The organism is Arthrobacter sp. zg-Y1171, assembly GCF_025244845.1.
In the GTDB taxonomy this organism is placed as follows: domain Bacteria; phylum Actinomycetota; class Actinomycetes; order Actinomycetales; family Micrococcaceae; genus Arthrobacter_B.
In genome coordinates this window covers 765,225-790,932 of the sequence record NZ_CP104264.1, presented here as the reverse complement: position 1 = coordinate 790,932, position 25,708 = coordinate 765,225, and the positions used below count along the sequence as shown (strand labels likewise).

The 25,708-nt window shown below is 65.8% G+C and carries 25 protein-coding genes; 10 read left to right on the top strand and 15 right to left on the bottom strand.

The genetic code is table 11. From position 1 onward, the window contains the following. Window positions 1–5 precede the first annotated feature (5 nt). Genes N2L00_RS03760 through N2L00_RS03745 form a run of 4 tightly spaced genes read left to right on the top strand, consistent with a single transcriptional unit; the run spans window position 6 to window position 3,057 of the window. Complete coding sequence (locus N2L00_RS03760; protein WP_255863512.1) at window positions 6–689, top strand: urease accessory protein UreF; 684 nt, start codon at window positions 6–8, stop codon at window positions 687–689. Continuing rightward, window positions 682–1,434 carry an urease accessory protein UreG gene (gene ureG / locus N2L00_RS03755; protein WP_255863513.1) on the top strand — a complete coding sequence of 251 codons (753 nt, stop codon included), beginning with the start codon at window positions 682–684 and terminating at the stop codon, window positions 1,432–1,434. Before N2L00_RS03760 ends, ureG begins: the two co-directional genes overlap by 8 nt. Then, complete coding sequence (locus tag N2L00_RS03750) at window positions 1,391–2,302, top strand: urease accessory protein UreD (RefSeq protein ID WP_255863514.1); 912 nt, start codon at window positions 1,391–1,393, stop codon at window positions 2,300–2,302. The genes ureG and N2L00_RS03750 overlap by 44 nt, the downstream gene beginning before the upstream one ends. Window positions 2,303–2,334: 32 nt before the next feature. Further along, window positions 2,335–3,057: an ATP-binding cassette domain-containing protein gene (locus tag N2L00_RS03745; protein WP_255863515.1), complete on the top strand. Its 723-nt coding sequence runs from the start codon at window positions 2,335–2,337 to the stop codon at window positions 3,055–3,057. Window positions 3,058–3,095: 38 nt separating this feature from the next. Here N2L00_RS03745 and N2L00_RS03740 read toward each other — a convergent pair whose 3' ends face one another. Further along, window positions 3,096–4,193, bottom strand: coding sequence for a HoxN/HupN/NixA family nickel/cobalt transporter (locus N2L00_RS03740; protein WP_255863516.1), 1,098 nt, complete (start codon window positions 4,191–4,193; stop codon window positions 3,096–3,098). A gap of 107 nt (window positions 4,194–4,300) precedes the next feature. Between N2L00_RS03740 and N2L00_RS03735 the strand changes: the two genes are divergently transcribed. Further along, on the top strand, window positions 4,301–4,951 hold the full coding sequence (locus N2L00_RS03735) for an NADPH-dependent F420 reductase (RefSeq protein WP_255863579.1): 651 nt from the start codon (window positions 4,301–4,303) through the stop codon (window positions 4,949–4,951). A gap of 9 nt (window positions 4,952–4,960) precedes the next feature. On the opposite strand, the gene N2L00_RS03730 is transcribed toward N2L00_RS03735, so the two are convergent. The 6 genes from N2L00_RS03730 to N2L00_RS03705 all read right to left on the bottom strand — a co-directional run bounded on the left by N2L00_RS03730 (window position 4,961) and on the right by N2L00_RS03705 (window position 11,139). Beyond that, the gene (locus N2L00_RS03730) at window positions 4,961–5,977 is read right to left on the bottom strand and encodes a zinc-binding dehydrogenase (protein WP_255766894.1); all 1,017 of its coding nucleotides are present in this window, start codon (window positions 5,975–5,977) and stop codon (window positions 4,961–4,963) included. Between the two features lie 132 nt (window positions 5,978–6,109). Beyond that, window positions 6,110–7,165, bottom strand: coding sequence for a zinc-dependent alcohol dehydrogenase family protein (locus N2L00_RS03725; protein ID WP_255863517.1), 1,056 nt, complete (start codon window positions 7,163–7,165; stop codon window positions 6,110–6,112). A gap of 148 nt (window positions 7,166–7,313) precedes the next feature. Beyond that, window positions 7,314–7,727, bottom strand: a complete 414-nt coding sequence (locus N2L00_RS03720) for a YchJ family protein (RefSeq protein WP_255863518.1) — start codon at window positions 7,725–7,727, stop codon at window positions 7,314–7,316. 25 nt (window positions 7,728–7,752) lie between these two features. Next, the gene (locus N2L00_RS03715; RefSeq protein ID WP_255863519.1) at window positions 7,753–9,180 is read right to left on the bottom strand and encodes a serine/threonine-protein kinase; all 1,428 of its coding nucleotides are present in this window, start codon (window positions 9,178–9,180) and stop codon (window positions 7,753–7,755) included. Window positions 9,181–9,365: 185 nt separating this feature from the next. After that, window positions 9,366–10,664 (bottom strand): Nramp family divalent metal transporter, encoded by a 1,299-nt coding sequence (locus N2L00_RS03710; protein ID WP_255863520.1) that lies wholly within the window; start codon window positions 10,662–10,664, stop codon window positions 9,366–9,368. 271 nt (window positions 10,665–10,935) lie between these two features. Then, a complete protein-coding gene (locus tag N2L00_RS03705; protein WP_146362590.1) occupies window positions 10,936–11,139 on the bottom strand; it encodes a cold-shock protein in 204 nt (67 codons plus the stop codon). Window positions 11,140–11,345: 206 nt separating this feature from the next. Here N2L00_RS03705 and glsA point away from each other — a divergent pair, with 206 nt between their 5' ends. After that, a complete protein-coding gene (glsA, locus tag N2L00_RS03700) occupies window positions 11,346–13,160 on the top strand; it encodes a glutaminase A (RefSeq protein ID WP_255766889.1) in 1,815 nt (604 codons plus the stop codon). A gap of 370 nt (window positions 13,161–13,530) precedes the next feature. Here the strand turns inward: glsA and N2L00_RS03695 are convergent, their stop codons facing one another. From N2L00_RS03695 to N2L00_RS03675, 5 genes are all read right to left on the bottom strand, one after another. Then, the gene (locus N2L00_RS03695) at window positions 13,531–13,734 is read right to left on the bottom strand and encodes a cold-shock protein (RefSeq protein WP_146362594.1); all 204 of its coding nucleotides are present in this window, start codon (window positions 13,732–13,734) and stop codon (window positions 13,531–13,533) included. 307 nt (window positions 13,735–14,041) lie between these two features. Further along, the gene (locus tag N2L00_RS03690; protein WP_255863521.1) at window positions 14,042–14,587 is read right to left on the bottom strand and encodes a DUF421 domain-containing protein; all 546 of its coding nucleotides are present in this window, start codon (window positions 14,585–14,587) and stop codon (window positions 14,042–14,044) included. A gap of 110 nt (window positions 14,588–14,697) precedes the next feature. Continuing rightward, window positions 14,698–15,168: a thioesterase family protein gene (locus N2L00_RS03685; RefSeq protein WP_255766887.1), complete on the bottom strand. Its 471-nt coding sequence runs from the start codon at window positions 15,166–15,168 to the stop codon at window positions 14,698–14,700. Window positions 15,169–15,217: 49 nt separating this feature from the next. After that, a complete protein-coding gene (locus N2L00_RS03680; RefSeq protein ID WP_255798438.1) occupies window positions 15,218–16,207 on the bottom strand; it encodes an LLM class flavin-dependent oxidoreductase in 990 nt (329 codons plus the stop codon). A 116-nt stretch (window positions 16,208–16,323) separates the two neighbouring features. Beyond that, entirely contained in the window at window positions 16,324–16,833 is a 510-nt protein-coding gene (locus N2L00_RS03675) for an SRPBCC domain-containing protein (protein WP_255863522.1), read from the bottom strand. Between the two features lie 114 nt (window positions 16,834–16,947). Between N2L00_RS03675 and N2L00_RS03670 the strand changes: the two genes are divergently transcribed. Then, complete coding sequence (locus N2L00_RS03670) at window positions 16,948–17,676, top strand: DUF72 domain-containing protein (protein ID WP_255766884.1); 729 nt, start codon at window positions 16,948–16,950, stop codon at window positions 17,674–17,676. A 59-nt stretch (window positions 17,677–17,735) separates the two neighbouring features. Then, entirely contained in the window at window positions 17,736–19,244 is a 1,509-nt protein-coding gene (gene putP / locus N2L00_RS03665) for a sodium/proline symporter PutP (RefSeq protein WP_255863523.1), read from the top strand. A 40-nt stretch (window positions 19,245–19,284) separates the two neighbouring features. Here putP and N2L00_RS03660 read toward each other — a convergent pair whose 3' ends face one another. The 3 genes from N2L00_RS03660 to N2L00_RS03650 form a co-directional block, all read right to left on the bottom strand. Then, complete coding sequence (locus N2L00_RS03660) at window positions 19,285–20,247, bottom strand: L-lactate dehydrogenase (protein WP_255863525.1); 963 nt, start codon at window positions 20,245–20,247, stop codon at window positions 19,285–19,287. A 112-nt stretch (window positions 20,248–20,359) separates the two neighbouring features. Beyond that, window positions 20,360–21,043, bottom strand: coding sequence for a GntR family transcriptional regulator (locus tag N2L00_RS03655; protein WP_255863526.1), 684 nt, complete (start codon window positions 21,041–21,043; stop codon window positions 20,360–20,362). Beyond that, complete coding sequence (locus N2L00_RS03650) at window positions 21,027–22,781, bottom strand: gamma-glutamyltransferase family protein (protein ID WP_374676620.1); 1,755 nt, start codon at window positions 22,779–22,781, stop codon at window positions 21,027–21,029. Before N2L00_RS03650 ends, N2L00_RS03655 begins: the two co-directional genes overlap by 17 nt. 186 nt (window positions 22,782–22,967) lie before the next feature. Between N2L00_RS03650 and N2L00_RS03645 the strand changes: the two genes are divergently transcribed. Together N2L00_RS03645 and N2L00_RS03640 are read left to right on the top strand one after the other, a co-directional pair. Continuing rightward, window positions 22,968–23,675, top strand: a complete 708-nt coding sequence (locus N2L00_RS03645) for a YoaK family protein (protein ID WP_255766880.1) — start codon at window positions 22,968–22,970, stop codon at window positions 23,673–23,675. Window positions 23,676–23,864: 189 nt separating this feature from the next. Further along, window positions 23,865–25,604: an L-lactate permease gene (locus N2L00_RS03640; protein WP_255863527.1), complete on the top strand. Its 1,740-nt coding sequence runs from the start codon at window positions 23,865–23,867 to the stop codon at window positions 25,602–25,604. Window positions 25,605–25,708: the final 104 nt, after the last annotated feature.

Below are 25,708 nucleotides of genomic sequence, written 5' to 3'. Positions count from 1 at the left end.
AACCGATGCTGCCAGCTCCCGACGCCGGTGTTGCGGCTTTCCTGCTGGCCGATTCGCGGTTGCCCTCCGGGGCGTACTCACATTCGGCGGGCCTGGAGCCTGCGGTCCTGGCCGGCCTTGGGGTCGACGGCGTGTATCACTACCTGCTCGCCCGGCTGCACACAGTGGTCCGGGTGGAAACCGCCGCCGCGGTGCTGGCGCACCGGTCCGCCTGCGGCGCAGCGGGCATCAGCTTTGCCCGGATCGAAGCTGCCCTCGACGCGCGGACGCCCTCCGCTGCGCAGCGGGAAGCCTCGCGCCGTCTGGGCCGCGGCATGCTGCGACTGGCCGGGAAGCTGAGACCGGACTCTCCCGCCGTCGTCGAGCTGCAGCGGACCGTCCCGCGGCCCACCCGGCCCGTGGCCCTGGGGGTAACTGCCGCTGCGCTCGGCGTCGGCGAGCTGCAGCTCGCCCGGCTCTGCTGCTACGACGATGCGCAGTCGGTGGTGGCAGCTGCCCTGAAGCTGCTGCCCATCGATCCGATGGATGCCACCGCCTGGATCCTGGACGCCGCCGGAGAGATCGACGCCGTCGCCGTGGAGTCGCTGCTCATTGGCGGCTTAGACGATATTCCCGCCCTCAGCGCCCCGTTGATGGAGCACTGGGCCGAAGACCACACCACTAGAACAAGGAGACTATTCGTTGCCTGACAATTCGTTCCCCGCTGCTGCCCCGTCCACCCGTTCACTGCGCCTGGGAGTTGCCGGTCCGGTCGGTACCGGCAAGAGCTCGCTGATTGCCACGATCTGCCGGTCCATGGCCGGCGAGCTGCAGATCGGCGTGATCACCAACGACATCTACACGGATGAGGATGCCCGGTTCCTGCGCTCCGCGGGTGTGCTTCCGGAGGAGCGTATCCGCGCAGTGGAAACCGGTGCCTGCCCGCACACGGCCATCCGCGATGACGTGACCACCAACCTGCTCGCCGTGGAGGACCTGGAGTCCGACTTCGCGCCGCTGGACCTCGTCCTGGTCGAAAGCGGCGGCGACAACCTCACGGCCACCTTCTCCCCTGCCTTGGTGGACGCACAGATCTTTGTGCTGGACGTTGCCGGCGGCGGCGACGTCGCGCGGAAGGGCGGACCGGGTATTGCCCGTGCCGATCTGCTGGTGATCAACAAGATAGACCTGGCTCCGTACGTGGAAGTGGACGTGGAACAAATGGTGGCGGACGCCGTCGAGGCACGGGACGGCGCTCCGGTGCTGGCCCTTTCCCGCAAACAGCAGGACACCGTAGACGAACTCTGCGCCTGGGTCCGCGGGTTGGTGGCACTGCACCGATCCGGGCAGCATACGCCGCAGGACCCCGGACCCATGGCGCCGCATTTCCATGCGGACGAAGACGGCGGGTTTGTCCACGCGCACGGGGATGAAGACACTGTCCACCAGCACTGAGCGGGTGCCTTCTTCCGCACCGTCCGGCGCGCACCCCGCCGGGCAGCGGCCTACCCGTATCGCGGTGGAACCCTCCGGGGAGGGAGCACGTTTCGCGCTCCTGGATCAGGGGCATTATCTGGCGCCCCGTCCGGTTGCCGGCGGTTCCGGGGCTTCCGGGGGTTCCGGGGGTTCCGGGGCACGGCAGCTGCGGGTGGCACTGATCGGCATCCACATGATGCTGCTCGGCGGAGACGACGTCCGGATTGAGGTGGCTGTGGGTCCGGGTGTCACCTTGGAAGTGGTCGAGCCGGCCGGCATGGTGGCCTACGACGCCGAAGGCAAGCAGGCCCGCTGGACGCTCGAGGCGGTGCTGGATGAGGGCGCGGTGCTGATCTGGGAGGGAGCACCGTTTGTGGCTGCCGCCGGATCCAACGTGCTGCGTGAAACCCGTGTGAAGCTGGGCGTCGGCGCCCGGGTGTTGCTCCGCGAAACGCTGGTCCTTGGCCGCTCCGGAGAGGAGGCCGGGCCGCTGCGGAGCATCACCCGGTTGACCGGCCCGAACGGGGACTACCTGTACGAAGACCTTGACCTGCGCGGCACCCGGCAACGCGCCGTCGGCGTCCTCGGCACCGCCAAGGTGCTGTCCAGTGCGACGGCGGCCGGTTGGCGGCCGCCGTCCCTGCATCCGAACGGCGCCGGGCCGGTCGGCGGCCCCAAGCCCGGTAACGGCGCCGGGCGGGGTGACGGCAGTGCACAGCGCCTGGATTTAGCGGCGGAGGGAGCAGTGATCCGGGCGCTTTCGGATACGGCACATGAAGCCGCACGGGAAACCGACCCCGTCTACCGGTCGTGGAAGGACCAGCTGCGCGGCGATCCCCCTGCCTGATCCGGTACACCTGTTCGTGGCAGAATCTGCGTATGTTCACGGACCGATACCCCATTCGCCAGGTTCGGGAGCACCCCTTGGAACCCCTGGACCGGCAGAAGTGGCCTGCAACCCTCCCGCCGGTGGCGCAGCTGCTGAAGGCGGGCCTTGACCTTGCCCAGGCCACAGTCTTGGTGGGCGAAAACGGGTCCGGCAAGTCCACGCTGATCGAATCGGTGGCACTGGCATTTGGCCTCTCCCCCGAAGACGGTTCCACTGGTGCCCGCCACACCACCCGCAGCACCGAATCAGAGCTCAGCCGCCACCTGCAGCTGGTCCGTAATCCCGGCGGGACGAAGCGGGGCTACTTCCTGCGGGCCGAGACCATGCACGGCTTCTTCACCTACCTGGAGGAGAACCCCTCCACATCCCGCCTGGATGTGGAGTTCCATTCCCTCTCGCACGGGGAATCCTTCCTGGCCCTGGCGGAGGACAGGTTCCGCGGCCCGGGGCTGTGGGTGCTGGACGAGCCCGAATCCGCGTTGTCCTTCTCCGGCTGCCTGGCACTGCTGGGTGTCCTGAAGGACAAACTTGCGGACGGCAAGTCGCAGGTCCTGCTCTCCACCCACTCGCCGCTGCTCGCTGCGCTTCCGGGAGCCCGGATCCTCGAGCTGGGTCCATGGGGATTCCGGGAGCGTCAGTGGGACGAACTAGATCTGGTGACCAATTGGAAGAGTTTCCTCAACGGTCCGGAACGCTACCTGCGGCGGCTGTAGCGGGCCGGCTCCACTAAGCCGCTGCCGGTGCGGCGGACTCAGCCCTTCTCTGCCGCAGCCAGCCGCTCCCCCGAGACCCGCCAAAACGCGTAGGCAATTCCCCAGACGCCAACAAACAGACCCACCACTGAGAAGCCGAGATACTCCAGGTTCAGGTTACCCAGCCACGCGACGGGCCCCGATTCCAGCGCCAGTGTCTCGGTGAACAGTCCGCCAAGCACCCATGCGCCGACGCCGAAGGCAGCCAGCACCGAAACGGCTGTAATGACCAGGTTGTAGAACAGTTTCCGTTTTGGAGAGTCGAAGGCCCACCGGTACACCCGGCTCATGAGGATCCCGTCCAGCGAATCGAAAAGGACCATGCCCGCAGTGAACAGCAGCGGCAGCACCATCACCGCCTGCCACGGCAGGACGACGACGGCGCCGCCCGCCACCACAAACAGGCCGATGGTGGTGGCGGTGTCCAGCCCGAGCCCGAACAGGAAGCCGAGTGGATACAGCTTCCAGGCCTTATCCACGCGGCGTGCCACCGGAGCCAGCATCCGGGCAACCAATCCGCGCTGATCCAGCGTCCGCTCCAGCTCGACCTCGTTGTATCTCCCGTCCCGCAGTTTCCGGTACGCCCGGACAATGCCGCGCAGGGCCAGCAGGTTGATGGTCCCGATTGCCAGCAGGAAGGTGCCGGAAACAGCCGGCCCCCACACCCCGGAAAACTGTCGAAGCACCGAGGCATCGTCGGTGAGCTGCCCGGCGACTGCGTCAACGCCGGCCGCGAGCAGTCCGACGGCGAGCAGCACAACGGTTGAATGGCCCAGGGCAAACCAGAACCCGGTCGAGACCGGCGGGTCGCCGCCGGCAGCCAGTTTCCGGCTCGTGTTATCGATCGCCGCGATATGGTCCGCATCGAATGCATGCCGCACGCCCAGCAGGTAGGCGGTCAAGGCAAGTCCGGCGCCGAACCCTGATCCGGCGGCCGTGCTGTATCCGTGCGGTGCGACCGCCAGCAGGAAACCGCCCCACCCCAGCAGATGCAGCGCGAAGACGGCGAGCCCCATCCACGCCAGTGTCCGACGACGGCGGGGGTCGTGCGGGGCGGCTGGACCAGACAGGGCAAAGGGACGGGAGGGTGCAGTCATGGGCCGATCGTAGGGAACGTAGATTTCCGCGACGTAACAGCGGGGTCGGAATATTTGGCAGCCTCCTCGGTTATGCCTTTATGAGCACACTGGAGAGCACACCTCGTATTCGGACCATCGGCTTTATCGGCAGCGGGAACATCGGTTCACAGTTGGCGCGGCTCGCCGTGAAGCAGGGGTACGACGTCGTCCTCAGTAACTCGCGGGACCCCGAGACCCTCCAGGCACTCATCATGGAATTGGGCGGGCATGCCCGCGCAGCCACCCCGGCCGAAGCCGCGAAAGCCTCAGACGTAGTGGTGGTGAGCATCCCGTTGAAGAACTACGCGGATGTGCCGGTGGAGGAACTGCGCGGCAAGACCGTCATCGACACCATGAACTACTACCCCCAGCGGGACGGGAACATCGCCGAGCTCGACGACGAGTCCCTCACCACCAGCGAACTCCTGCAGAACCACCTGCCCGATTCGCACGTGGTGAAGGCGTTCAACAACATCGCGGCCGATCACTTGACCAGCCAGGCTACCCCCGCCGGAACGCCGAACCGCCGCGCGCTGCCGATTGCCGGCAACGACGCGGCGTCCAAAGAACTGGTGACGTCCCTGATTCGCGAATTCGGGTTCGACGTCGTCAACGCCGGTCCGCTGGCCGAAGGCTGGCGCTGGCAGCGCGACACACCTGCCTATGTGAAGGCGCTGGATACCAAGGGACTGGAACAGGCCCTTGCCAATGCTGTCCGCTACGCAGACATGCCGTAGCGGACGACGCTACGGGATCAGCACCAGGCGGATCGGGTTGCCTTCCTTCGCGTCGAGCGCCTTGACCGCCTGCTCGGCGTCGGCCAGCGGGATGCGCGCACTGACGGACTTGGCGAAATCGAGCCGGCCCAGCCGGGCCAGGGACACCAGCTGCGGCACGTGGTGCGCGTCCGAGCCGTAATGGCCGCGGATCTGCTTGCGTGCGAAGGAGAAACCGGTGCTGTCATTGATGGTCATCGGCTTGCCGGACAGACCCACGAGCACGAGGCGTCCGCTCCGGCCCAGGCAGTTGATGGCCTGGGTCCGGACGGCGTCAACACCGGCGAAGTCCAGGGCGACGTCGAGCCCCTGTCCGGCGGTGGCGGCCTTCATCGCGTCCGAGAAGTCCTCCGCCATCGGGTCAAGCGCCAGATCGGCACCGAATTCCAGGGCACGCTCCCGGGCCTCGGGGATGGGATCAACGGCAATGATGGGCGCGGCACCAATCAGGCGCAGCAGCTGGACACCGTGCGCACCGAGCCCGCCGATGCCCCAGACGCCCACTGCTTCACCGGCGCGCACTTCAGCAGTGGAGGCAATGGCAGCCCAAGGAGTGGACACGGCGTCGGGAATGATGGAGGCCTGGTCGAAGGGAATGTCATCACCCAGCGGCACCAGCACACCGGCGGGAACCACGAGGTACTCGGCCCAGCCGCCGTCGTAGTCAACGCCCATCGTGAGCGTGACGCCGTTGTATTCGTACCCGGCCTGCACCACCACCCGGTCGCCGGGAGCCACGGAGGTGACACCTGCACCGGGAAGGTCCACGGTGCCGGCCACCTCGTGGCCGAGGGTGACCTCGTTGCCCTGGAGGAACTGCGGACGCAGCAGGCCCTGGATCAGGTGGACGTCGGACAGGCACACGCCCGCGGCTCCGACCTTGATGCGCACGAAGCCCGGGCCAGGATCGGGAATCGGAACTTCCTGCATGGCGAAGGTGCCGGTCTCTACGTTGAGCCGTCCTGCAATCATGGTGCCGTTAGACATGGAAAACCTCTTCTGAGCTGAGAACTGCGGGAGCAGACGCGGCCGCAGTTCTCATTATCTGCCGGTGCCGCCAATGCGCAAAAAGGCGGCACCCGCTACCGGATGCCGCCCTCCTGCCCGCAGGATGACTGGTCAGGCCTGCAGGATCACCTTGAGCGCGTTCGTTTCGGCGGCCCGGGAGAAGGTGTCGTAAGCCGTAAGGATGTCGCCCAGCGAATAGCGGTGGCTGATGAACTCCTCGGCCGGCAGCTTCCCTTCGGCAATCAGCTTCAGGAGCATGGACAGGGTATTCGTGTTGACCAGGCCCATGCTGATGTTGATGTTCTCGATCCACAGCCGGTCCAGCTCCAGGCTTACGGGCGTCCCGTGCACCCCCACGTTGGCCATATTGCCGCCGGGCCGGACGATACTGGTGCACATCTCGAACGTGGCAGGGATACCGACGGCCTCCACCGCGACGTCCACGCCCCAGCCATCCGTCAGGTCCATGATCTGTTCCCGCCAGTTCTTATCCCCGGAGTTCACTCCGTGGGTGGCACCGAATTTTCGGGCCTGCTCCACCCGGTTGGCGTCCAGGTCCACGGCGATGATTTTCGCGGCACCGTACAGTCCCGAGGTCGCAATCACGGCCAGCCCCACGGGGCCTGCGCCGATCACTGCGACGACGTCGCCCGGCTGGACCTGACCGTACTGCACGCCCATTTCAAACCCGGTGGGGAAGATGTCGCTGAGCAGGACACCGTGCTCCTGGGAGACGTTTTCCGGCAACCGGTACATGGACGTGTCCGCATACGGCACACGGATGTACTCGGCCTGCGTCCCGTCGATCAGGTGTCCGAAGATCCACCCAATGCCGGGCTGCCCTTCCTCTCCGGTGCAGTGCGAGTAGAGCCCCTCCTTGCAGAAACTGCATGAACCATCCGCCGAGACGCAGGACAGGATTACTTTGTCCCCGGTCTTGAATGCGTTCACCCCGGAGCCCGTCTCCGTGACGGTGCCGACACCCTCATGGCCTAGGATCCTGCCCGGCGTAACTGCCGGTACGTCGCCCTTGAGGATATGCAGGTCGGTGCCGCAGATGGTGGTGGTATCTATCTTGACGATGGCATCGCGCGGGTCTTGGATCTGGGGGTCGGGAACGTCCTTCCAGGACTTCTGGCCGGGGCCTTCATAAACGAGTGCTTTCATAGTGTCCTCGCCTGCTCATCCGACTTACGTGCAGGACCTCTGATGCGCCTGCATTTCGGGAGCTTCCCTGAGCGTGCCTTTTTCGGGGCCGCCGTCGGATGCTTTCAAGCCTAGGTCCCGCCCGTGGCTGTCCGGAAGAAGCGGCGGGCTATCGTCCCTCCACATAGAGCCATTGACCCCGTTCACGGACAAAGCTGCTTCGTTCCTGCTGCGTACCGCGCTGACCGTCCTGCCGGTAATGGGCACGGAATTCAACTGTGCCGGTGTTGTCCAGGGGGCCTCCGCCGGAGGTGGAAAGGATATCCAGGCGCCGCCATTCGATCCCGGTGTCCAGCTCGAGGTTCGCGGGGCGGTGGTCCGGATGCCACGTGGCCAGCAGGTAGGGAACGTTTCCGGTGGCGAAGGCGCTGTACCGCGAGCGCATCAGCGCCTCCGCGGTGGGGGCGGTGGCGGCTCCGGAGTGGAAGCGCCCGCAGCAGTTCCCGTAGGTTTCCCCGCTAAGGCACGGGCAGCGGCTTTCCTCGGTGACAGCGGTGGACGGGACGGGTGTAGAGGTACTCATCGCTCCAGTATCCCGCGCCGGTGCGTTACGGCCCGAAGTTGTCCTGCAGCCGCTCCAGGTTCTGCCCGATCTCCCCCGGAATGACGCCGCCGTCCGGCAGCGCCCCCACGCGCCCGAGCATCAGGACCACCGCCGCCGTCAGCACGGCCATCACCAGGACGGCAAGCAGGGCTCGTCCGGCGAAGGACTGCCGCGGTTCGACGAGCACCTGTACACGCGGCGTCGGCTCGGACAACGGCTTTGCGGCTACCGTCCCTACGGTGGGCGGGACACTCGGCGGAGACGTGATCTGCCCGGACAGTGCCGGCAGGTCCATGGGCGGGGGAACCGAAGGCAGGGGCGCCGAGGGATGCCCGCCCAGGGCCTGGCCGCCATCGGTCCCGTCCGTTTCCCTTGGGGTAACGACGACGCCGGTTCCCCCGGCGGCGTCGTCGGCTTTCACGGAGGCAACATCCGCCTGCGTTGCCGGTCCGCTCCACGGGTCCCAGTCCGGTTCGGCGGGAGCCCGGTCGGCGGGGGCCGGCGGACCTGCTGGTCCGCCCGGACCCGAGGCCAGCTGCGGCACCCGTCCCGGCTGCACCGTCCCTTCCGCCCAGCGGTAGTCCAACAGGGTCGCTGACACTTCAGCGGCCGTCGGCCTCAGGTCCGGGTCCCGGCTGGTCATGGCGGAAAGCAGGCCGCGCCAATGGCTTTCCAGGGACTCTGGAATCGCGGGGTCGCGGCTGAGGCGGGCGACAGCCGCCTCGATAGCGCTGCCGTTGAACTCCACCCTTCCCGTGACGGCCTCAAGCAACACCAGGCCAAGGGAGTAAATGTCGCTTGCTGCCTCTGCCCCAAGTCCGGACGCCTGTTCCGGGCTGAGGTAGTTGGCGGTGCCGAGGGTGGCACCGGCAGCAGTGATCCGTGCGCCGCCCAGTATCCGGGCGATACCGAAATCCGTCAGCTTGGCCCGCGGCGATGTCCCCGCGACAGCCGGCGGCAGGAGGATGTTTGCCGGCTTGACGTCACGGTGAACCACACCCCTGTCATGGATATAGGCCAGGGCTCCCGCCAGCTCGGCCCCGATGGAGGGGACATCCGCAGACAGGACGGCACCCTCGCGCAGGCGCTTGCGCAGGTCCGGCCCGTCCACCAGCTCCATGACCAGATACGTCCGCGGCTCCCCCGCTTTGCCGTTCCCGTCGCCGGGGCCGGCGTCGTCCTTGCCCGCATCGAACAAGGTGACCAGGCCCGGATGCGAAAGTGAAGCGAGGAGGCGCATCTCGTTTTCCTGGCGCCCGATGTCGTCCGGAGCCACGGCACTGGCGCGGAAGAGCTTCACCGCAATGTCGCGGCCGAGCGCTTCATCCTGGCCTCGATAGACGGTGGCCATGCCCCCGCGTCCAATTGGTTCGATGAGTCGGTATCGGCCTGCGATGAGCCTGTCGAGGCCACCTGTTGCGCTGGTTTCCATCCTGCAACCTTCTCTCGCCGCTAATAGCGTAGCTGAGCAGAATCGCTGCGTAGATGGCCCGTAAGCACTTTTCTTTTACTCTGTTTTACCCCTCGTGGAAGCCCGCCTGCTGCGCTAAACTAGCCCGCCGCGAAAGGTCCGCGGCGGGCCGGCCTGCGGGAGCTCTTCCGGAAGTTACCGTGCCGCTACAGCGCCTTGGCGATGTTGTCCCACAGCTGCTGGATGCCCAGCGCAATGAACAGCAGCGCCGTGAAACCGAGGGCGAGGTTGGTATGGAGCTTGTTGGCCCATTGCTTGGGGATGCGGCGGCCGTTGAGCAGGCCGAGCAGGGTCACCGCAAGGAAGGGCATAAACAGCGAACCCAGTACGCCGTAGACCAGGATCAGGCCGATGGGTTGTCCGAGCTGGAACAGGATCATCGGCGGGAAGGTCAGCCAGAGGACGTAGAAGCGGAAGTACTTTCCGCCGATACGGGTGTCGGGGTGGCCGGATTCCTTGCCTCGGATGTTCCCCCAGAAATCGGCGAACATCAGCGAGACGCCGTTCCACACCCCGATGATCGAGGAGAAGGAGGCGGCCCAGAACCCGATCAGGAATCCGGTGCCAACTACGTCTCCGTATTCCAGCTTCAGCACGTCGTACAAATCCAGCAGGCCTTCGTCGCCGCTGGAAAGGGAAACTCCTGCGGAACGGACCACTTCCGCGCCGACAATCAGCATCGCCACCACGAAAAGGCCCGTCATCACGTACGCCATGGAATTGTCGATGCGCATGACCCGCATCCATTTGGGGGTGTACCAGCCTTTTTCCCGCAGCCAATACCCGTACGCGGCCAAGGTGATGGTTCCGCCCACACCGCCGGCCAGCGCCAGTGTGTAGAACACTCCACCCTCGGGGATCATCGGAACCAGTCCGGCGAACATCGCCGGAATATTCGGCACGGCAATCACGGCCAGCCCCACCACCGTGACGAACATCAGCCCCACCAGCACGGCGGTGATTTTCTCGAAGGTGGCGTATCTGCCGAACCACACCATAACGAAACCGGCCAGGCCCATCAGGACCGCCCACGCCGTCAGCGGGAGGGCGGGGAAAACCGCGGCCAGCGGCAACGCAGCGGAGGACATGGCGGTGGCTCCGTAGATGAAGCCCCAGATCATGATGTAGGGGCCGAAATACCAGGTGGTCCATTTACCCAGGGACCGCCAGCCCTCGAAGATGGTTAGACCGGTTGCAAGGGTGAAGCGTCCGGCACCCTCCACCAGGATGATTTTCAGGACGACGCCGAGGATCACCGCCCAGAGCAGCGCGTACCCGTAGCGGGATCCGGCAACGAGGGTGGCCACCATGTCGGCGGCGCCGACGCCGGTAGCCGCCACCACGAGCCCGGGGCCGACCAGCTTCCATTTGGCGGGTGCACCGCCGTCGTCGTCCACTGCATCGGAGTGGTTTACGGGCCTCTTGGGAGGGGTATCAGCAGACATGCCTGGTTCCTAACCTTGGGGTGCGCGTGTGGCCGGAGCTTACCCTATGGTGCACGCCACTCCGAGCCCGGTTAGCTTCGCATCCAGGCAGGGGCACACGGCATTCGGCGGGTCATCCTGCGTTAGATTGCTCACGCGTCCCGGCCCGCCCGCGAGGGCCGGCAATGGACGGCCAGCGAAAGAATCCGGCGGGCAAAACAAAAGCAGGACGGGAATTAATCCCGTCCTGCTCCTGATTCAAGCCGGCCCGTGAAACGGACCTAATGTCTTATTAGACAGCCTGGATGTTAACCGCCTGCGGACCCTTGGGGCCCTGCTCGGTGTCGAAAGTGACCTTCTGGTTCTCTTCGAGAGACCGGTAGCCACTGGAGTTGATAGCGGAGTAGTGGGCGAAAACATCGGCGCTGCCGTCATCGGGCTCGATGAATCCGAAGCCCTTTTCAGCGTTGAACCATTTCACGGTACCTGTTGCCATTTTTAATCATCCTTCTGAACGAAACCTGCCCCGACCTTCGGGGAGTTTCACGCTGCCGTGCCTTCCATGCAAAATACAGAAAAAGCGGCTGGCCCTAGATCTGGGTTTCGCCGCTTGAACGTACAAATTGCACAACACTGCAACAACAAAAGTATACCGCGCACCCCGTGGAGAGTCACCCCTCCGCAAGCACCTAGGCTTGAAGTATGGACTCCCCGATCGAGAACTACCTACGCAGGATCCACGCCGAGATAGCCGGATTGAAAGACGGCACCCCGTACCGCGGCATACCGGCCATGGCCAATGTGAACCCGGATTGCTTCGGGATTGCCCTCGCCACCGCCGACGGCTTTGTCTATGAGGTTGGGGATACCCGCGAAGAGTTCAGCATCCAGTCCATCTCCAAGCCCTTCACCTACGCCCTGGCCCTCGCAGACCTGGGCATGGAAGCGGTCGACGAGAAGGTGGACGTGGAACCGTCCGGGGACTCCTTCAACGAAATCTCCCTGGCCGAAGGTACCGGCCGCCCGGCCAACGCGATGATCAATGCCGGCGCCCTGACCGCCACCTCCCTGGTCAAAGGATCCGGCGGCAGGTCCCGGTTCAAGCGCATCCTGGATACCTACTCGGCCTTCGCCGGCCGTGACCTCGACGTGAGCCAGCGGATTTACGCCTCCGAGCTGAGGTCCGGCCACCGCAACACCGCGCTGGCCTACCTGCTGCGTTCCTTCGGAATCATCGAGTCCGATCCCGCCCCGATTATCAAGGACTACTTCCGGCAGTGCTCGGTCATGGTCAACGCCCGCGACCTGGCCCTGATGGCCGCCACCCTGGCCAACAGCGGCCGCCATCCCCTCTCCGGAGAAGAAGTCCTGGACCTGGCCTCGGTGGAACGCGTCCTTTCGGTGATGACCACCTGCGGCATGTACGACGACGCAGGATCCTGGATCAGCAGCGTAGGCATGCCCGCAAAGTCCGGCGTGGCCGGCGGCATCCTTGCCGTCCTGCCCGGTCAAGTAGGCCTGGCGGTCTATTCCCCTCCCCTGGACGCCCACGGCAACAGCGTGCGAGGGGTGGCGGTCAGCCAGCGGCTCTCCCACGACCTCGGCCTCCACTTTGTCCGGGCTGCACGGACCGGCCGCTCCGCCATCCGCGCCATCTACGACATCACCTCCACTCCTTCCGGCATCCGCCGGACGGACGAAGCTGCGGAGATCCTGGCCGAGCACGGCCATCGGGTCCAGGTGATCGAGCTCAACGGCGACCTGCTCTTCGCCGGCGCCGAGTCCATGGTGCGGGCCCTTACCGAGCTGCCCGACGACGTCGAACTCGTCATTGCCGATCTGCGCAGCGTGGACGAAGTGTCCGACGTCGCTATCCGGCTGATTGCCGAGGCGGAAGACATGCTCCGCCGTGCCGGGCGCGAGCTGGCCCTGGTGGATGTCGAGGGGTCGGTTACGGCCGCACTGCAGGAACTGGACCGGAAGACGGAATCCTTCACCATGCGTTCCGCGGCCATCGAGTGGTGCGAAAACAGGCTGCTGGAAGGCTACGGCACCGAGCTTGTCCTGCCGGACAGCATCGATCCCGCAGATTCCCCGGCGCTCAGCCCGCTGGACCCCGAAGAAGCGCAGCTGCTGCAGCAGATGATGGAGGACCGGGCGTACGACGACGGCGACGTGGTCCGGCGCGTGGGCCAGCGCTTCGGGGGTGTCTTCTTCATCGTTTCCGGGCACATCACCACGTCCATGCCCGGTCCGGACGGCAGCAGGGTCAAACTCGCCACGCTGGGTCCGGGCATGACCTTCGGTGAAATGGCGATGGGTGAGGACAAACGCCAGGAAACCACCGTCAAGGCGGCGGGACCGGTGAAGGTCAAGGTGCTGACCGCCGATTCGATCGACGAGCTGGCTGAAAAGGATCCGGTGCTGAGCATGAACCTGTGGAAGGCCCTGACCCAGGACGCGTACAGCCGGGTTGAACAATACCTGCGCGAGGCAGCCGTCCGGATTCACGACTGAGGGCGCTGCGGCGGGCCTCCGCAGCCTCCTGCTCCGGCGCTTCCCGCTCCGGCACCCGGAACGGCGGCAACGAAATTCCTCGCTCGCAGGGCTCGCAGGAATATTAAAGCCGCCTAACCCGGGCGCCTGCACGGTACGTCGGGCCCGCACATTCCAGCTGACCGCGCCCCTGCGCTTTGTCCGGATCCCTGCAGTTTGTGCCAATCCCTGCGCCGCGCAGCGCGGGAATCCTGACAAACTGCAGGGAAACCCGCTTTCCGGCGACCTTCAGCCCCAAGCACGCCGGTTAAACACAAGAGCAGGACGGGAGATCCCGTCCTGCTCTATGTAGTATCGGCGCTAAGCGGCCGTTACAAAGTCTCTAAGAAATTTAGAGGGCCTGGATGTTCGAGGCCTGCGGGCCCTTGGGGCCCTGCTCGGTGTCGAAGCTAACCTTCTGGTTCTCGTCCAGCGACTTGTAGCCGTTGGAGTTGATCGCGGAGTAGTGAGCGAAGACGTCGGCGCTGCCGTCGTCGGGCTCAATGAAGCCGAAGCCCTTTTCGGAGTTGAACCATTTCACGGTACCTGTAGCCATTTTTTTAATTCCTTCTGCATTCGAAACACATCCCGACTTTCGGGCGGTTTCAGTCGCGGTGTTCCTTTACCGCTTCTACAGAAAAAGCAGCTAGACCAATTGGGTTTCGCCACTTGAAATACAAAATGCGCAACACAACAACTGCGTTTCAGCCTACACGAGGTTTGCCCGAGCGCCTAATCCACTCCCCCGCGCCCTCCGTTTACCTGATCAGGCCCTTGGTACGGGCCTCAGTGATCCAAGCTGGATTGTCGTCGACCCTGGCGTCGAACAGGGCTTTGTGCCGTGGTCGGCGTCGCCCCTTGACCTACTCGGGAAGCACCAGCTCACGCGGAATCCGGGACGCGTTGGTCACCCTGAGCAGCAGCTGGGGAGCAATGAGCTCACCCCGGCGCAGAACGCTGACCTCGCCCGTGGGCTCCAGGATCGCCGCTGCCACTTCGGTCAGGTTCCGGATGCCGGACTGCCTCAGCTTGAAGAACAGCTCCTCTTCCAAGATGTGCGCCTTACGCAGACCCTCCTGCACCACTTCGCTTCCGGCCATCAGGAGGATCGGCCGGCTGGACAGGTAGGCTCCGTGCCTGCTCCGGCGAAGGTAGCCCTCCAGGCGCAGCATCCCGAACATGGTGGCCAACCCGATAACGCCGGCGGCCAGGGTGGGCGTGTAGCCGAGGACCACCCGGCCGAGCACACCGCCCAGTGCAATGACGATGGCGCGGTCCAGCGTGGACCAGCTAGCCAGCGCGCGCTGCCCCAAGCCGCGCACCAACAGGGAAAAGGCTGCGTAAATGCCGAGGGCACTCAGTACAACCCAAAGAGCTTCGGACGGGGTGATGCCGAGGTTGTGCCACACGGCGCATCTCCTTAGCTTCCGGGGGGGGGGGGGGAACCTGCCGGGACTACCGAAGATGTTATTGGCCGGGGCGGGCCGATCATAGGGGCCGCCGGGGGTCGGCCGGGACTTCACGCGAAAACGGAAGCTCCGCTGTGGGCAGCCGCCATTTCCCGTTGCGCCGGCGTCAGCCGCTGCAGCGCACCCGTTGCGCCGTCGACGAAGGCCAGCGTGGTTTCCGCGCGGACACAGGCCTGCTGTGTCACCGGGTCATGTATGACGTAGGAAAGCGTGAGGCTCGCGCCCTTGACCGCACTGATCCAGACGTCGACGTCGGCCGGGATGTTCCGGTAGGTCAGCTCCGCAACGTACCGGACACGGTGTTCGACGACGAGGGACTGGGTACCGGGCGGAACATCGCTGAACAGCGGAACAGCCGGCTTGTGCCCCGGCCCTCCCGTTCCGCCGGGAGGGCCGAAGGCATGCACGCGGGCTTCCTCGAGAATGCGGACAATCTCCACGTTGTTGACGTGGCCGTAAGCATCCATGTCCCCCCAGCGCATGCCGACGGAACAGTGGATGACGTGGGGCTTAGAACTCATCCTTCATATCTAGCACAGCAGCCGCAGGCCACCGTGGATGAGGCAGGGTTCAGGCGCGGACCGGCAGCGCCGCATCCGCAAGCAGCTGGAAGGAGCGGAGCCGCGATTCCAGTGTGGCGGTCTGAGTGGCAACGATCAGTTCATCGGCCTGCGCATGCCCGGTGAACCAGTCGAGGTAGTCCCGGACTTCCTCGGGGTTGCCGACGGCCGAGTAGCGGCCCATCTGCTTGACCTGCTGTCCACCCGGTGACTGAAGGATGGCATCCGCCTCTTCATCGGTGAAGGTACGGTCCCGGCCGAAGAGCTGGGTCACGCGGCGGCGCTGCGAATCGGCGAACATCTGCTGCGCCTCTTCGGTGGTCTCGGCAGCCACCACGTTCACGCCGGCAATCACGTACGGCTCGGCCAGCTGGGCCGAGGGCTTGAAGTCGCGGCGGTAGATGGTCACTGCGTCCTGCAGTGCCTGCGGAGCGAAGTGCGAGGCAAAGGAGTACGGCAGGCCCAGGGCCGCGGCAAGCTTGGCGCCGAAGAGGGAGGAGCCGAGGATGTACAGCGGCACGTTGGTGCCTGCTCCCGGCGTCGCGTTGATGCCCGGGATGAGGGTGTTGCCGCTCAGGTATCCCTGCAGTTCCTGGACATCCTGGGGGAAGCTGTCCGAGGACATGTGGTCCCGGCGCAGCGCGTGCAGCGTCTTCTGGTCCGTGCCGGGAGCCCGGCCGAGCCCAAGATCAATGCGGCCCGGGAACAGCGTTTCGAGGGTGCCGAACTGCTCCGCAATGGTCAGCGGAGCGTGGTTCGGCAGCATAACGCCGCCGGCGCCGAGCCGGATGCTCTGGGTGTGAGCGGCAATGTAGCCGATCAACACACTGGTGGCTGAGGAAGCGATGGTGGGCATGTTGTGGTGCTCGGCGTACCAGATGCGGGTATATCCGAGCTTTTCCGCTTCCTGTGCCAGCGCCAGTGAAGAAGCAAAGGAATCGCGTGCGGTCTCGCCCTCATCGATGATGGCGAGATCGAGAATGGAGAGCGGAACAGTCATTGAAGCGTGCCTTTCAGTTGCTTGCGCTCCGGACCTTTTTGTCCGGGCACGCTAGTAGCAACCCCGACACAGCCCGGGTTATTTCATCCGGGGGCCTGCCTGCAGCAACGGCCGGGTCACGCCGGTCCGCGTTGTCCGGCCAGATAGCGGGCCAGCCGCTTAAAGGACTCGCTCCACGCGCTTTCATATCCTTCGATGTCCCTGCCTGCACCGAAGGGACCCTCCCGGAATGTCATGCGGGTCACGGGGGGCCCTTCCCCGACGTCCATGGCCTGCAGCTCGACATTGAGCACCCGCTTCGGACCCGCCGGAGCACCGTCCGGCTGCTGCCACTGCTGCGTCACTCCCAATCGGTGCGGCGGATCGAGGACCAGGTATTCACCGCCCCACCAGAGTTCGTCGCCGGTGGCGGGATTGATCATGCACGCCTGGTAGTCCCCGCCAACGTGCTGATTGGCGGAGATGCGGTCCGGCGGGACGATAAAACCTGCCGCGCCCCACCAGGAAGTAATTCGGGCCAGATCGATCCAGGCCTCGTAGATGGCGGTGGGGCCGGACGGCAGATCCCGCACCATGTGCAGGAAATCCTCCTCCGGCAGCACGCTATCGGGAAATTGGTCACTCATTCGACGCTCCTGCCTGCAGGGGGGTGGCACGGCGGGATCCCCTTCCAGTGTGGAACCCGAGGGAGGCACGCACAATCCCGAAACGGTGCACAGCCAGCGGCTAGTTTGGATGCTGTGAGCATCCATATCGGAACATCGGGCTGGGCCTACACCCACTGGCGCAACGTGCTGTACCCCAAGGGCGTGCCGGCCCGGGTATGGCTGGAAAGGTATGCGAGCGAATTCGACACCGTGGAGTTTAACGGCAGCTTCTACCGCTGGCCCCGCGAGGAGGCGTTTGCCGCCTACCGGGACCGGCTGCCGGAAGGGTACGTTTTTTCGGTCAAGGCTCCCCGGGGGCTGACCCACGGGCGCAAGCTGCGGGATCCGGATGAGTGGGTCGGCCGGATCGAGCGCTGTTTCGCCGCGCTGGGAGACCGCAGCGGAGTGTTCCTGCTTCAGCTTTCCCCGGATATGGAGCGCGACGACGACCGCCTGGATTACCTCCTGGCGAAACTCCCCGACAACATCAGGGTGGCTGTGGAGTTCCGGCACGACAGCTGGAACGACGACGAGGTCTTCCAGCTGCTGGAACGCCACGGCGCCGCCTACACCGTCATGAGCGGGGCGCACCTGCCGTGCACCCTGCGCGCCACCGCCCCGTTTGTGTACGTCCGGCTGCACGGACCGAACCCCGAGCAGCTCTACGTCGATTCCTACACCGAGGAAGACCTGCAGTGGTGGGCGGCCCGGATCCGCGAGTGGGAGTCCGCGGGCAAGGACGTTTACGCCTACTTCAATAACGACCTCGGCGGACATGCGGTCCGGAACGCCTGGCGGCTGCGAGAACTTACATCGATGTGATTCCTGACATAGTTGGACGCCGTACTTCCCACACGCACCAACGGAACGGCAACTAAGCAATGACAGATCAGACGTACAAAGTGATCGCCATGACGATCTACATGCTCGCCATGCTGGCGATTGGCTGGTGGGCCTACCGCAAGACCAACAGCCTGGACGACTACATGCTCGCGGGACGGGACCTGAAGCCCGGCGTCGCGGCCCTCAGCGCAGGCGCCTCCGACATGTCCGGCTGGCTGCTGATGGGCCTGCCGGGCGCCATCTACGTTTCGGGATTGGTGGAAGGCTGGATTGCCGTCGGCCTGACCGTCGGGGCCTGGCTGAACTGGAAGTTCGTGGCACCCCGCCTCCGCGCCTACACGATGGTCGCGAACAATTCCATCACGGTGCCCAGCTTCCTCGAGAACCGGCTTCGGGACCGCTCACGGCTCCTCCGAGTGGTGTCGGGCCTGATCATCCTGGTCTTCTTCACGTTCTACGTCTCCTCCGGCATGGTCGCCGGCGGCGTCTTCTTCGAAAGCTCCTTCGGCTCAAGCTATGTAACCGGCATGCTGATCGTTGCCGTCGTCACCATTGCCTACACGCTCTTCGGCGGATTCCTCGCCGCCAGCTACACCGACGTGGTGCAGGGCCTGATGATGGTGGCCGCCCTGGTACTGGTTCCCGTGGTTGGCCTGGTCAACGTGGGCGGCTTCGGCGGCATGACCGACTCCCTCCGCGAGGTGAACCCGGACATGCTGGACCCGATTGCCGGCGGCACAGCGCTGGGCATCATTTCCGCACTCGCCTGGGGGCTGGGCTACTTCGGCCAGCCGCACATCATTGTCCGCTTCATGGCGCTGCGCTCCCCCGCCGATGCGAAAGCAGGCCGCCGGATCGGCGTCGGCTGGATGCTCTTCAGCGTGATCGGTGCCGTTTTCACTGCGCTGGTAGGCGTGGCCTACTTCCAGCAGAACAATCTGACCCTGGACGAACCGGAAGCGGTCTTCCTGAGCCTCGCCCAGATCTTCTTCCACCCGCTCGTGGCCGGCTTTGTCCTGGCCGCGGTGCTGGCCGCGATCATGAGCACCATCTCTTCCCAGTTGATCGTGACGTCCTCGGCGCTGGTCGAAGACCTGTACCGGATTGCGCTTCGCCGCGAGGCCTCCCCGCGGTCCCTGGTGATGCTCGGCCGGCTTGGCGTCCTGGTGGTTTCCGTGATTTCCATCCTCATTGCGCTGGGCCGTAACGACACCATTCTTGACCTGGTGGGCTTCGCCTGGGCCGGATTCGGCGCTTCCTTCGGACCGACCATCCTGCTGGCCCTGTTCTGGCGGCGGCTGAGCACTGCCGGCGCCCTGACCGGCATGATTGCCGGTGCCGTGACGGCCTACATCTGGGGCAGCGTGGATGCGCTCTCGGGAACCCTGTACGAGATTGTTCCCGGCTTCGTCATCAACGTGGCCCTGACCGTGGTGGTCAGTCTGCTGACCCACAAACCCTCACCGGAGATTGACGCCGAATTCAACGACGCCGTCCGGCTGGCGAAGGAACCGGCACAGGAACCCGAGCCGTCAGCAGTCAGCTAGGAACCCCGGACCCGTAAGGACCGCGCGCCTTACGGGTCCGTCAGATTCCCAGTGACTTCAGAGTGCCCTGCAGGGTCTCGGCCGAGGCCATGAGCTTCCCGGTCTCTGCCTCGTCCAGCGGCATTTCGAGCATCTTGTAGACCCCGTTGTGGCCCACGATGGACGGGAGGGACAGTGCAACACCGCTGATCCCGTACTCCCCGTCCAGCGTGGCCGCAACGGGCAGGACGGCATTTTCGGCATTCAGCACCGCTTCGATGATCCGCACTCCGGCCAGGCCGATCGCGTAATTGGTGGCCCCTTTGCCCTCGATCACCCTGTAGGCGGCGTTGACGACGTCGTCCGTGGCGGCGGCAAGGAACTCATCGGTAAAAACCTGCCTTCCGCTGATCTTCCAATCCCGGATGGGCACCGGCCCGATGGTGGCGTTGGACCAGACAGGGAACTCGCTGTCGCCGTGTTCGCCGATGATGGTGGCATGCACGCTGGTCATCAGAACGTGGGCTTCGCGCGCCAGCAGCAGCCGCAGCCGGGAGGTGTCCAGAACCGTGCCCGAGGAGAAGATCCGGTTGCGCGGCAGGCCTGCGATCTTCTGCGCCGCAACGGCAAGGATGTCGGCCGGGTTGGTCACCATGATGTAGACCGCGTCCGGAGCCTGTTCCATCAGCTGCGGCATCAGGTTCTCCAGGATCCGCACGTTTGCGCCGGCCAGGTCCAGCCTGCTCTGGCCCGGCTGTTGCCGGGCACCGGCGGTGATGACTATGACGTCAGCCCCGGCCAGGTCCTCGACGTTGCCTCCGCCGGTGACCGTGTTGGCGCCGGTGAACTGCGTGCCGTGCGCCAGGTCCAGCCCCTCGGCTTCTGCCCGGACGGCGTCGATGTCGTAAATCGCAATCTGGCGGGCCGTGTCTCGGATGATCGCCGCGTACGCCAGTGAGGTGCCGACACTTCCGGCTCCCACGATTCCAAGTTTTGTGACGGGTCGGGTGGTGATATTGGCCATCTTGAAGCCTCGCTCACAGTAGGAGGGAACCCCTCTTGAACTATAGGCTCGGGGCTCACCCGAACGGAACGGCCGGAGCTCCCATCCCCCATGCGGAAGGGGGAAGCCGGCGTCAGTCCGGGGCGGGACGGAAGCGGCTCAGGTAACCGGCACGGGATGCCTGGATGTGCGCTTCCATCAGCTCCGCAGCCCGGGCTGCGGAACCGGCGTCGACGGCGGCCATGATCCGGCGGTGCTCGCTCCAGGAGTCCTTGCCGCGGGAGCCGACGTCGGCCGCGTAGAGCCATTCGATCTTGCCGGCGAGCTGGCGCAGCAGCGCCGTCAGGGACCGGCTGTCCGCGAGCGCCGCGACACCGAGGTGGAACCGCACGTTCAGGTCCGGCAGCAGGTCAAGGCGTCCGGCGGCAACGGCCGCATCGCCGGCGTCGAGGATCCGGGCCATGCCGCGCCGCGCGTCCCACCACGTTTCATCCGGTGCACCGGCGCTGAGCTGGCGGGCAGCCCGCTCAGCGGCCCGGCGCGCGGTCGCAGCTTCCACCACCGCGCGCACTGCGAAAAGGTCATCCGCCTCCTCCACCGGTATGGCTGAAACCGTTGATCCGGCGTAGGGCCGCGATTCCACGAATCCCTCGGCTTCCAGCGCCCGCAGCGCCTCACGCACCGGGACCCGGGACATGCCGTACTTCGCCGCCAGGGCCGCTTCCGTGATGCGCGTACCGGGGTTAAGGCGGCCGAAGATGATGTCCTGCCGGAGGGTGTCCCGGACGCGCGAGGTGCCGTCAGCGCCCGGCTGCATACCCCTGCGCTCCCCGCGGATTCGCGGCTGCCTGCAGGAGGCCCGAATCAGGCGCGCGGACCACCGAGGACAACCGCCCCAGCGCCCAGTCCCCGGCCCGGGTCACCACGTGGCCCCGGGATTCGAGCTCGGCTATCACGTCCTCCCCCAGCCGGTCTTCGACCACTGCGCCGCCGGGTGTCCAGGTGCGTGGCCAGAACGAACCGGGAATGGACGTGGTGTGCAGGGCGGGGGCGTCGATGGCCTGCTGCGGGGTGTACCCGCCGACGATGGTGCGCAGCAGGTACAGCAGCTGCCACTGGTCCTGCTGGTCCCCGCCGGGCGAACCCAGGGCAACCACCGGTTCGCCGTCCTTCAGCACCAGCGTGGGGGTCAGGGTGGTGCGGGGCCGTTTCCCCGGCGCCAGGGTGGACGGCGCGCCCTCTTCCAGCCAGGTCATCTGCAGCCGGGAGCCCAGGCAGAAACCCAGTTCCGGGATGGTCGGCGAGGACTGCAGCCAGCCTCCCGACGGGGTGGCGGAAACCATGTTCCCCCACCGGTCGACGACGTCGATGTGGCAGGTATCCCCGCGGGTCTCGCCGGTGGGCATCACTGTCGGTTCGCCGACGCCGGCAAAACCGGCTCCGCCCGCACCGGCCAGGGCGGGCGGCAGGTAGTCGGTGCGCAGCGGCGGCACAAACGGCGTGTGCCCGGGCACCGTGCCGGGTCGGAAATCGCGGGAAGCGCGGTCTGTGATGAGCGCGCGGCGTTCCGCGGCATATTCCTCGCCCAGCAGGTAGTCGAGGGGAACCTGCGCGTCACCGTAGTACGCCTCGCGGTCCGCGATCGCCAGCTTCTGGGCCTCCAGAATGGTGTGGGCGCCCAGCGCGGTGGACGGGTCCAGCCGCTCATCATCGAAGCCGGCGAGGATGGCCAGGGTCTGCAGCAATGCCGGTCCCTGCCCCCAGGCCCCGGTTTTGGCAATGGTGTGGCCGCGGAAGTCGAAGGTGACAGCAGGTTCAAATCCCGCTTCGAAGGCCGCGAAGTCTGCGGCGGTAATAACGCCGGCATGGTCTGTGCCCGATGAGTGCCGGTGCGGTGCGGCCGTGAAATCGGCGGCAGCGCGCGCCACGAAGCCTTCGCGCCATTCGCGCCGGGCGGCATCGATCCGTTCAGCCCGGCTGCCCGCGCCGGAGCCGGCCTCCACCAGGCGGTCCAGCACCTTGGCATAGGCCTCGTTGCGGATGAGGTCTCCCTCCCGCGGCACACGCCCTTCGGGCATCCACTGCGCGGCCGAGGTGGGCCAGTGCTCGGTGAACAGCTCCGCCACGGACTCGATGGTGGCGCCGACGCGGCCCAGGACAGGGTGGCCGCTGCGGGCATAATCCACCGCGAAGGCCAGGACGTCGGCAAGTTCCCAGGTGCCGTGCTCCCGCAGCAGCAACAACCACGCGTCGACGGCGGCGGGAACGGCCGCGGCGAGGGCACCGGCGCCCGGGACCAGTTCCAGGCCTTCGGCGAGGTAGTGCTCCCGGGTGGCTGCGGCGGGAGCCGGTCCCTGGCCCATCAGCACCATCGGTTCGCCGGGGTTCTCCGCCGTCGCGAAAACGCCGGTCATGTCCCCGCCCGGACCGTTGAGGTGCGGTTCCACGACATGCAGCACAAAGGCGCCCGCTACCGCGGCGTCGAAGGCGTTTCCACCGCGCTCAAGCACGGCCTGCGCCGAGGCCGTTGCAAGCCAATGCGTCGAGGCAGTCATGCCGAAGGTGCCCTGCAGGGTGGGACGGGTGGTGAAGGGAGCAGGCGCTGTGTAGGACAAGGCGGCAGCTTTCAGCAGACGACGGAGGTAGGGGAATCCTTGCATCATCTGGCGCAATTTTGAATACAATCGGACATTCCGCCACCCGTTCGTATACGGACGGCTGCCTAAGGAGACATTCCGCCAGTGAAACGATTGAACGCCGTACCAACCGAACGGGTGCATTTATGGCTGATGCTGGCCCTGACCTTCTCCACGGGGGTGGTCGACGCCGTCGGTTACCTGGGCCTTGACCGGGTCTTCACCGGAAACATGACGGGCAACGTGGTGCTCCTGGGCATGGCCTTTGCCGGCGGTGCCGATCTGCCGATCCTGCGCCCTGTCCTGGCGCTGGTCTTCTTTATGCTGGGTGCGGCCCTGGCCGGACGGATGCTGCGCAGGGAGCCGGAGGGCTGGTCCGGGCGGACCACTCTGTCACTGATGGTGGTCGCCGGTGTCATTACCGCACTGGCCGTCCTCACGGCCGTGGTGGACGTGCAGGCCAGTTCGCTTTTGGGCAGCATCACGACGTCGGCTCTCGCCGTCTCCATGGGGATCCAGGCCTCCACCGCCAAGCGGTTGAAGGTCGCTGAGATAACGACAGTGGTGGTGACCTCAACCATCACCGGGCTCGCCTCGGATTCGCGGCTGGCCGGCGGGGACAGCAAGCACTGGGTTCGCCGTGCCCTCGCAATTGCCCTGATTCTGCTTGGGGCGGTGGCCGGCGCTGCTGCCCTGCAGGTCGGGCTCTGGCTGGGGTTGACCGTCTCTGCCGTCATCTCGATAACGGTGGCCGTGACCGGTTACGTCCGCCACCACCGCGAACGCGCCGCGGCCGGGGTTTCGGCCGGCTGAAGCGGCCCGGAAGGACACTTCCTCTCCGGTACAGGGCTGCGGATGCCTTCCGGGGGTTACCAGCCGGGAACCCGGCCTTAGGCTTGGAGGAACGCTTGATCCAGCGCTTCCCAGGTTTGACCGGTGTTCCGGTTCGGCCGGGAAGCTCCATCCGTTGAGCCCCGCTTCCGGCTCGACGCGGAGGCCCCTATGGACAGCTTTACTCCCAGCACCGATCCCGTGCTCAACAGCGTTGCCCTCTCCGCCCTCGTGGCGCTGCTTCCGCTGCTGACCTTTTTCTTCCTGCTGGCCTTCGCCAAGACGCGGGCGTACGTGGCCGGAGCGTGGGCACTGCTGGTGGCCCTCGCCGTCGGCGTCTTCGGTTTCGGCATGCCTCTTGGGCTCGCCCTGCTCTCCGCCACGCAGGGGGCGGCTTTCGGGTTGTTCCCGGTGGTCTGGATCATTGTGATGGCCGTCTGGCTTTACCAGGTGACGGTTCTCAGCGGCCGGTTCGAGGACCTGAGAAGGGTCTTCGACGCGATCGGCGGCGGGGACCTGCGGGTGCAGGCCATCCTGGTGGCCTTCTGCTTCGGCGGACTCCTGGAAGCCCTGGCCGGGTTCGGCGCCCCGGTGGCCATTACCGTGACCATGCTGCTGGCCCTGGGCATCGCCCCGATCCGTGCAGCCACGGCGGTGCTGGTGGCCAACACCGCCCCGGTGGCCTTCGGCGCCTTGGCCATCCCCATCACCACCGCCGCCAATCTGACCAACTACACCGGCGACGAGATCGGTGCCGTGGTGGGCCGGCAGACACCGGTGCTGGCACTGTTTGTCCCGCTGATCCTGCTGTTCATCCTGGACGGCCGCCGCGGCCTCCGGGACTGCTGGCCCGTAGCCCTGTTCACCGGCGTCGTTTTCTCCATCTTCCAGTTCCTTTGCTCGAACTATTTCTCCTACGAGCTCACCGATATCGTGGCCTCCCTCGTGGCCATGCTGGCCGCCGTGGGGTTCCTGCGCGTCTGGCATCCGCGCAACGGAGCGGAGGCGGGCCAGCGGATGAAGGCGGAACTGGCCGAGGCACGGGCCGATGGATGGACGCCCTCGGGGACCGGCGCGGCGTCGGACGTGCTGACCGCGGCGGATGACACCGCCGAGGACCGGTTAACCCCGTCCCGGGCGTGGATGGCCCTGTTCCCGTATGTGGCGGTCATTGTCATTTTCGGCTTTGTGAACCTCTGGACGCTGGGCATCGACGTGCCCGAAGCACTCGCGAAGACCAACATCGAGATCCCCTGGCCGGTGCTGCACGAAGCCCTGCTGGACAGCAACGGCCAGACCCAGTCCTCCACGATCTATTCCTTCGAATGGCTGATCAGTCCGGGTACGCTGCTGCTGATCACGGGCCTGATAGTCGCCCTGGTCTACTCGCGCTTCAATGAAAACGGCCGGTATCCGCTGACCATGGGAGCGGCGGTGCGGGAAATCTGGACGACGGCGGTGCGGATGCGTTCCGCCGCGCTGACCATCCTTGGCGTGCTGGCCCTGGCGTACGTGATGAACTTTTCCGGACAGACGGTATCGATCGGCACGTGGCTCGCGGCGACCGGCGGCTTCTTTGCCTTCCTCTCCCCCGTGCTCGGCTGGATCGGCACGGCGGTTACCGGTTCGGATACCTCCGCGAATGCGCTTTTTGCCAAGCTGCAGCAGACAGCCGGAATTGAAGCCGGCCTGGATCCGCAGCTGATGGTCGCCGCCAATACCGGCGGCGGAGTCATGGGGAAGCTGATCAGCCCGCAGAACCTGGCCATCGGGGCTGCCGCCGTGAATATGAGCGGGCAGGAATCGGTGCTGCTTCGCAAGGTGATCGGCTGGAGCGTGCTGCTGCTGCTCGCCCTGTGCATCCTGGTGTATCTGCAGTCCACCCCCGTCCTGGAGTGGATGCTGCCGTAGCTCCGCGGCCATCCTCCGGGGTCCTTCTCCGGGGTCTTCCTCCGAACCGGATGGTTCCGGCTCCGGAGCGGAACCATGGACACCGGTTTCCGCGGTCGCTAGGG

Excerpts from the sequence above, each read along its gene's own strand:
- N2L00_RS03685 (WP_255766887.1), bottom strand. The coding sequence starts at position 15,168 with ATGAGTTCTAAGCCCCACGTCATCCACTGTTCCGTCGGCATGCGCTGG.
- N2L00_RS03760 (WP_255863512.1), top strand. The coding sequence starts at position 6 with ATGCTGCCAGCTCCCGACGCCGGTGTTGCGGCTTTCCTGCTGGCCGAT.
- N2L00_RS03660 (WP_255863525.1), bottom strand. The coding sequence starts at position 20,247 with ATGGCCAATATCACCACCCGACCCGTCACAAAACTTGGAATCGTGGGA.
- N2L00_RS03675 (WP_255863522.1), bottom strand. The coding sequence starts at position 16,833 with ATGAGTGACCAATTTCCCGATAGCGTGCTGCCGGAGGAGGATTTCCTG.
- N2L00_RS03695 (WP_146362594.1), bottom strand. The coding sequence starts at position 13,734 with ATGGCTACAGGTACCGTGAAATGGTTCAACTCCGAAAAGGGCTTCGGC.
- N2L00_RS03745 (WP_255863515.1), top strand. The coding sequence starts at position 2,335 with ATGTTCACGGACCGATACCCCATTCGCCAGGTTCGGGAGCACCCCTTG.
- N2L00_RS03680 (WP_255798438.1), bottom strand. The coding sequence starts at position 16,207 with ATGACTGTTCCGCTCTCCATTCTCGATCTCGCCATCATCGATGAGGGC.
- N2L00_RS03705 (WP_146362590.1), bottom strand. The coding sequence starts at position 11,139 with ATGGCAACAGGTACCGTGAAATGGTTCAACGCTGAAAAGGGCTTCGGA.
- N2L00_RS03650 (WP_374676620.1), bottom strand. The coding sequence starts at position 22,781 with ATGACTGCCTCGACGCATTGGCTTGCAACGGCCTCGGCGCAGGCCGTG.
- N2L00_RS03740 (WP_255863516.1), bottom strand. The coding sequence starts at position 4,193 with ATGACTGCACCCTCCCGTCCCTTTGCCCTGTCTGGTCCAGCCGCCCCG.
- N2L00_RS03655 (WP_255863526.1), bottom strand. The coding sequence starts at position 21,043 with ATGCAGCCGGGCGCTGACGGCACCTCGCGCGTCCGGGACACCCTCCGG.
- N2L00_RS03715 (WP_255863519.1), bottom strand. The coding sequence starts at position 9,180 with ATGGAAACCAGCGCAACAGGTGGCCTCGACAGGCTCATCGCAGGCCGA.
- putP (WP_255863523.1), top strand. The coding sequence starts at position 17,736 with ATGACAGATCAGACGTACAAAGTGATCGCCATGACGATCTACATGCTC.
- N2L00_RS03730 (WP_255766894.1), bottom strand. The coding sequence starts at position 5,977 with ATGTCTAACGGCACCATGATTGCAGGACGGCTCAACGTAGAGACCGGC.
- N2L00_RS03720 (WP_255863518.1), bottom strand. The coding sequence starts at position 7,727 with ATGAGTACCTCTACACCCGTCCCGTCCACCGCTGTCACCGAGGAAAGC.
- glsA (WP_255766889.1), top strand. The coding sequence starts at position 11,346 with ATGGACTCCCCGATCGAGAACTACCTACGCAGGATCCACGCCGAGATA.
- N2L00_RS03725 (WP_255863517.1), bottom strand. The coding sequence starts at position 7,165 with ATGAAAGCACTCGTTTATGAAGGCCCCGGCCAGAAGTCCTGGAAGGAC.
- N2L00_RS03640 (WP_255863527.1), top strand. The coding sequence starts at position 23,865 with ATGGACAGCTTTACTCCCAGCACCGATCCCGTGCTCAACAGCGTTGCC.
- N2L00_RS03710 (WP_255863520.1), bottom strand. The coding sequence starts at position 10,664 with ATGTCTGCTGATACCCCTCCCAAGAGGCCCGTAAACCACTCCGATGCA.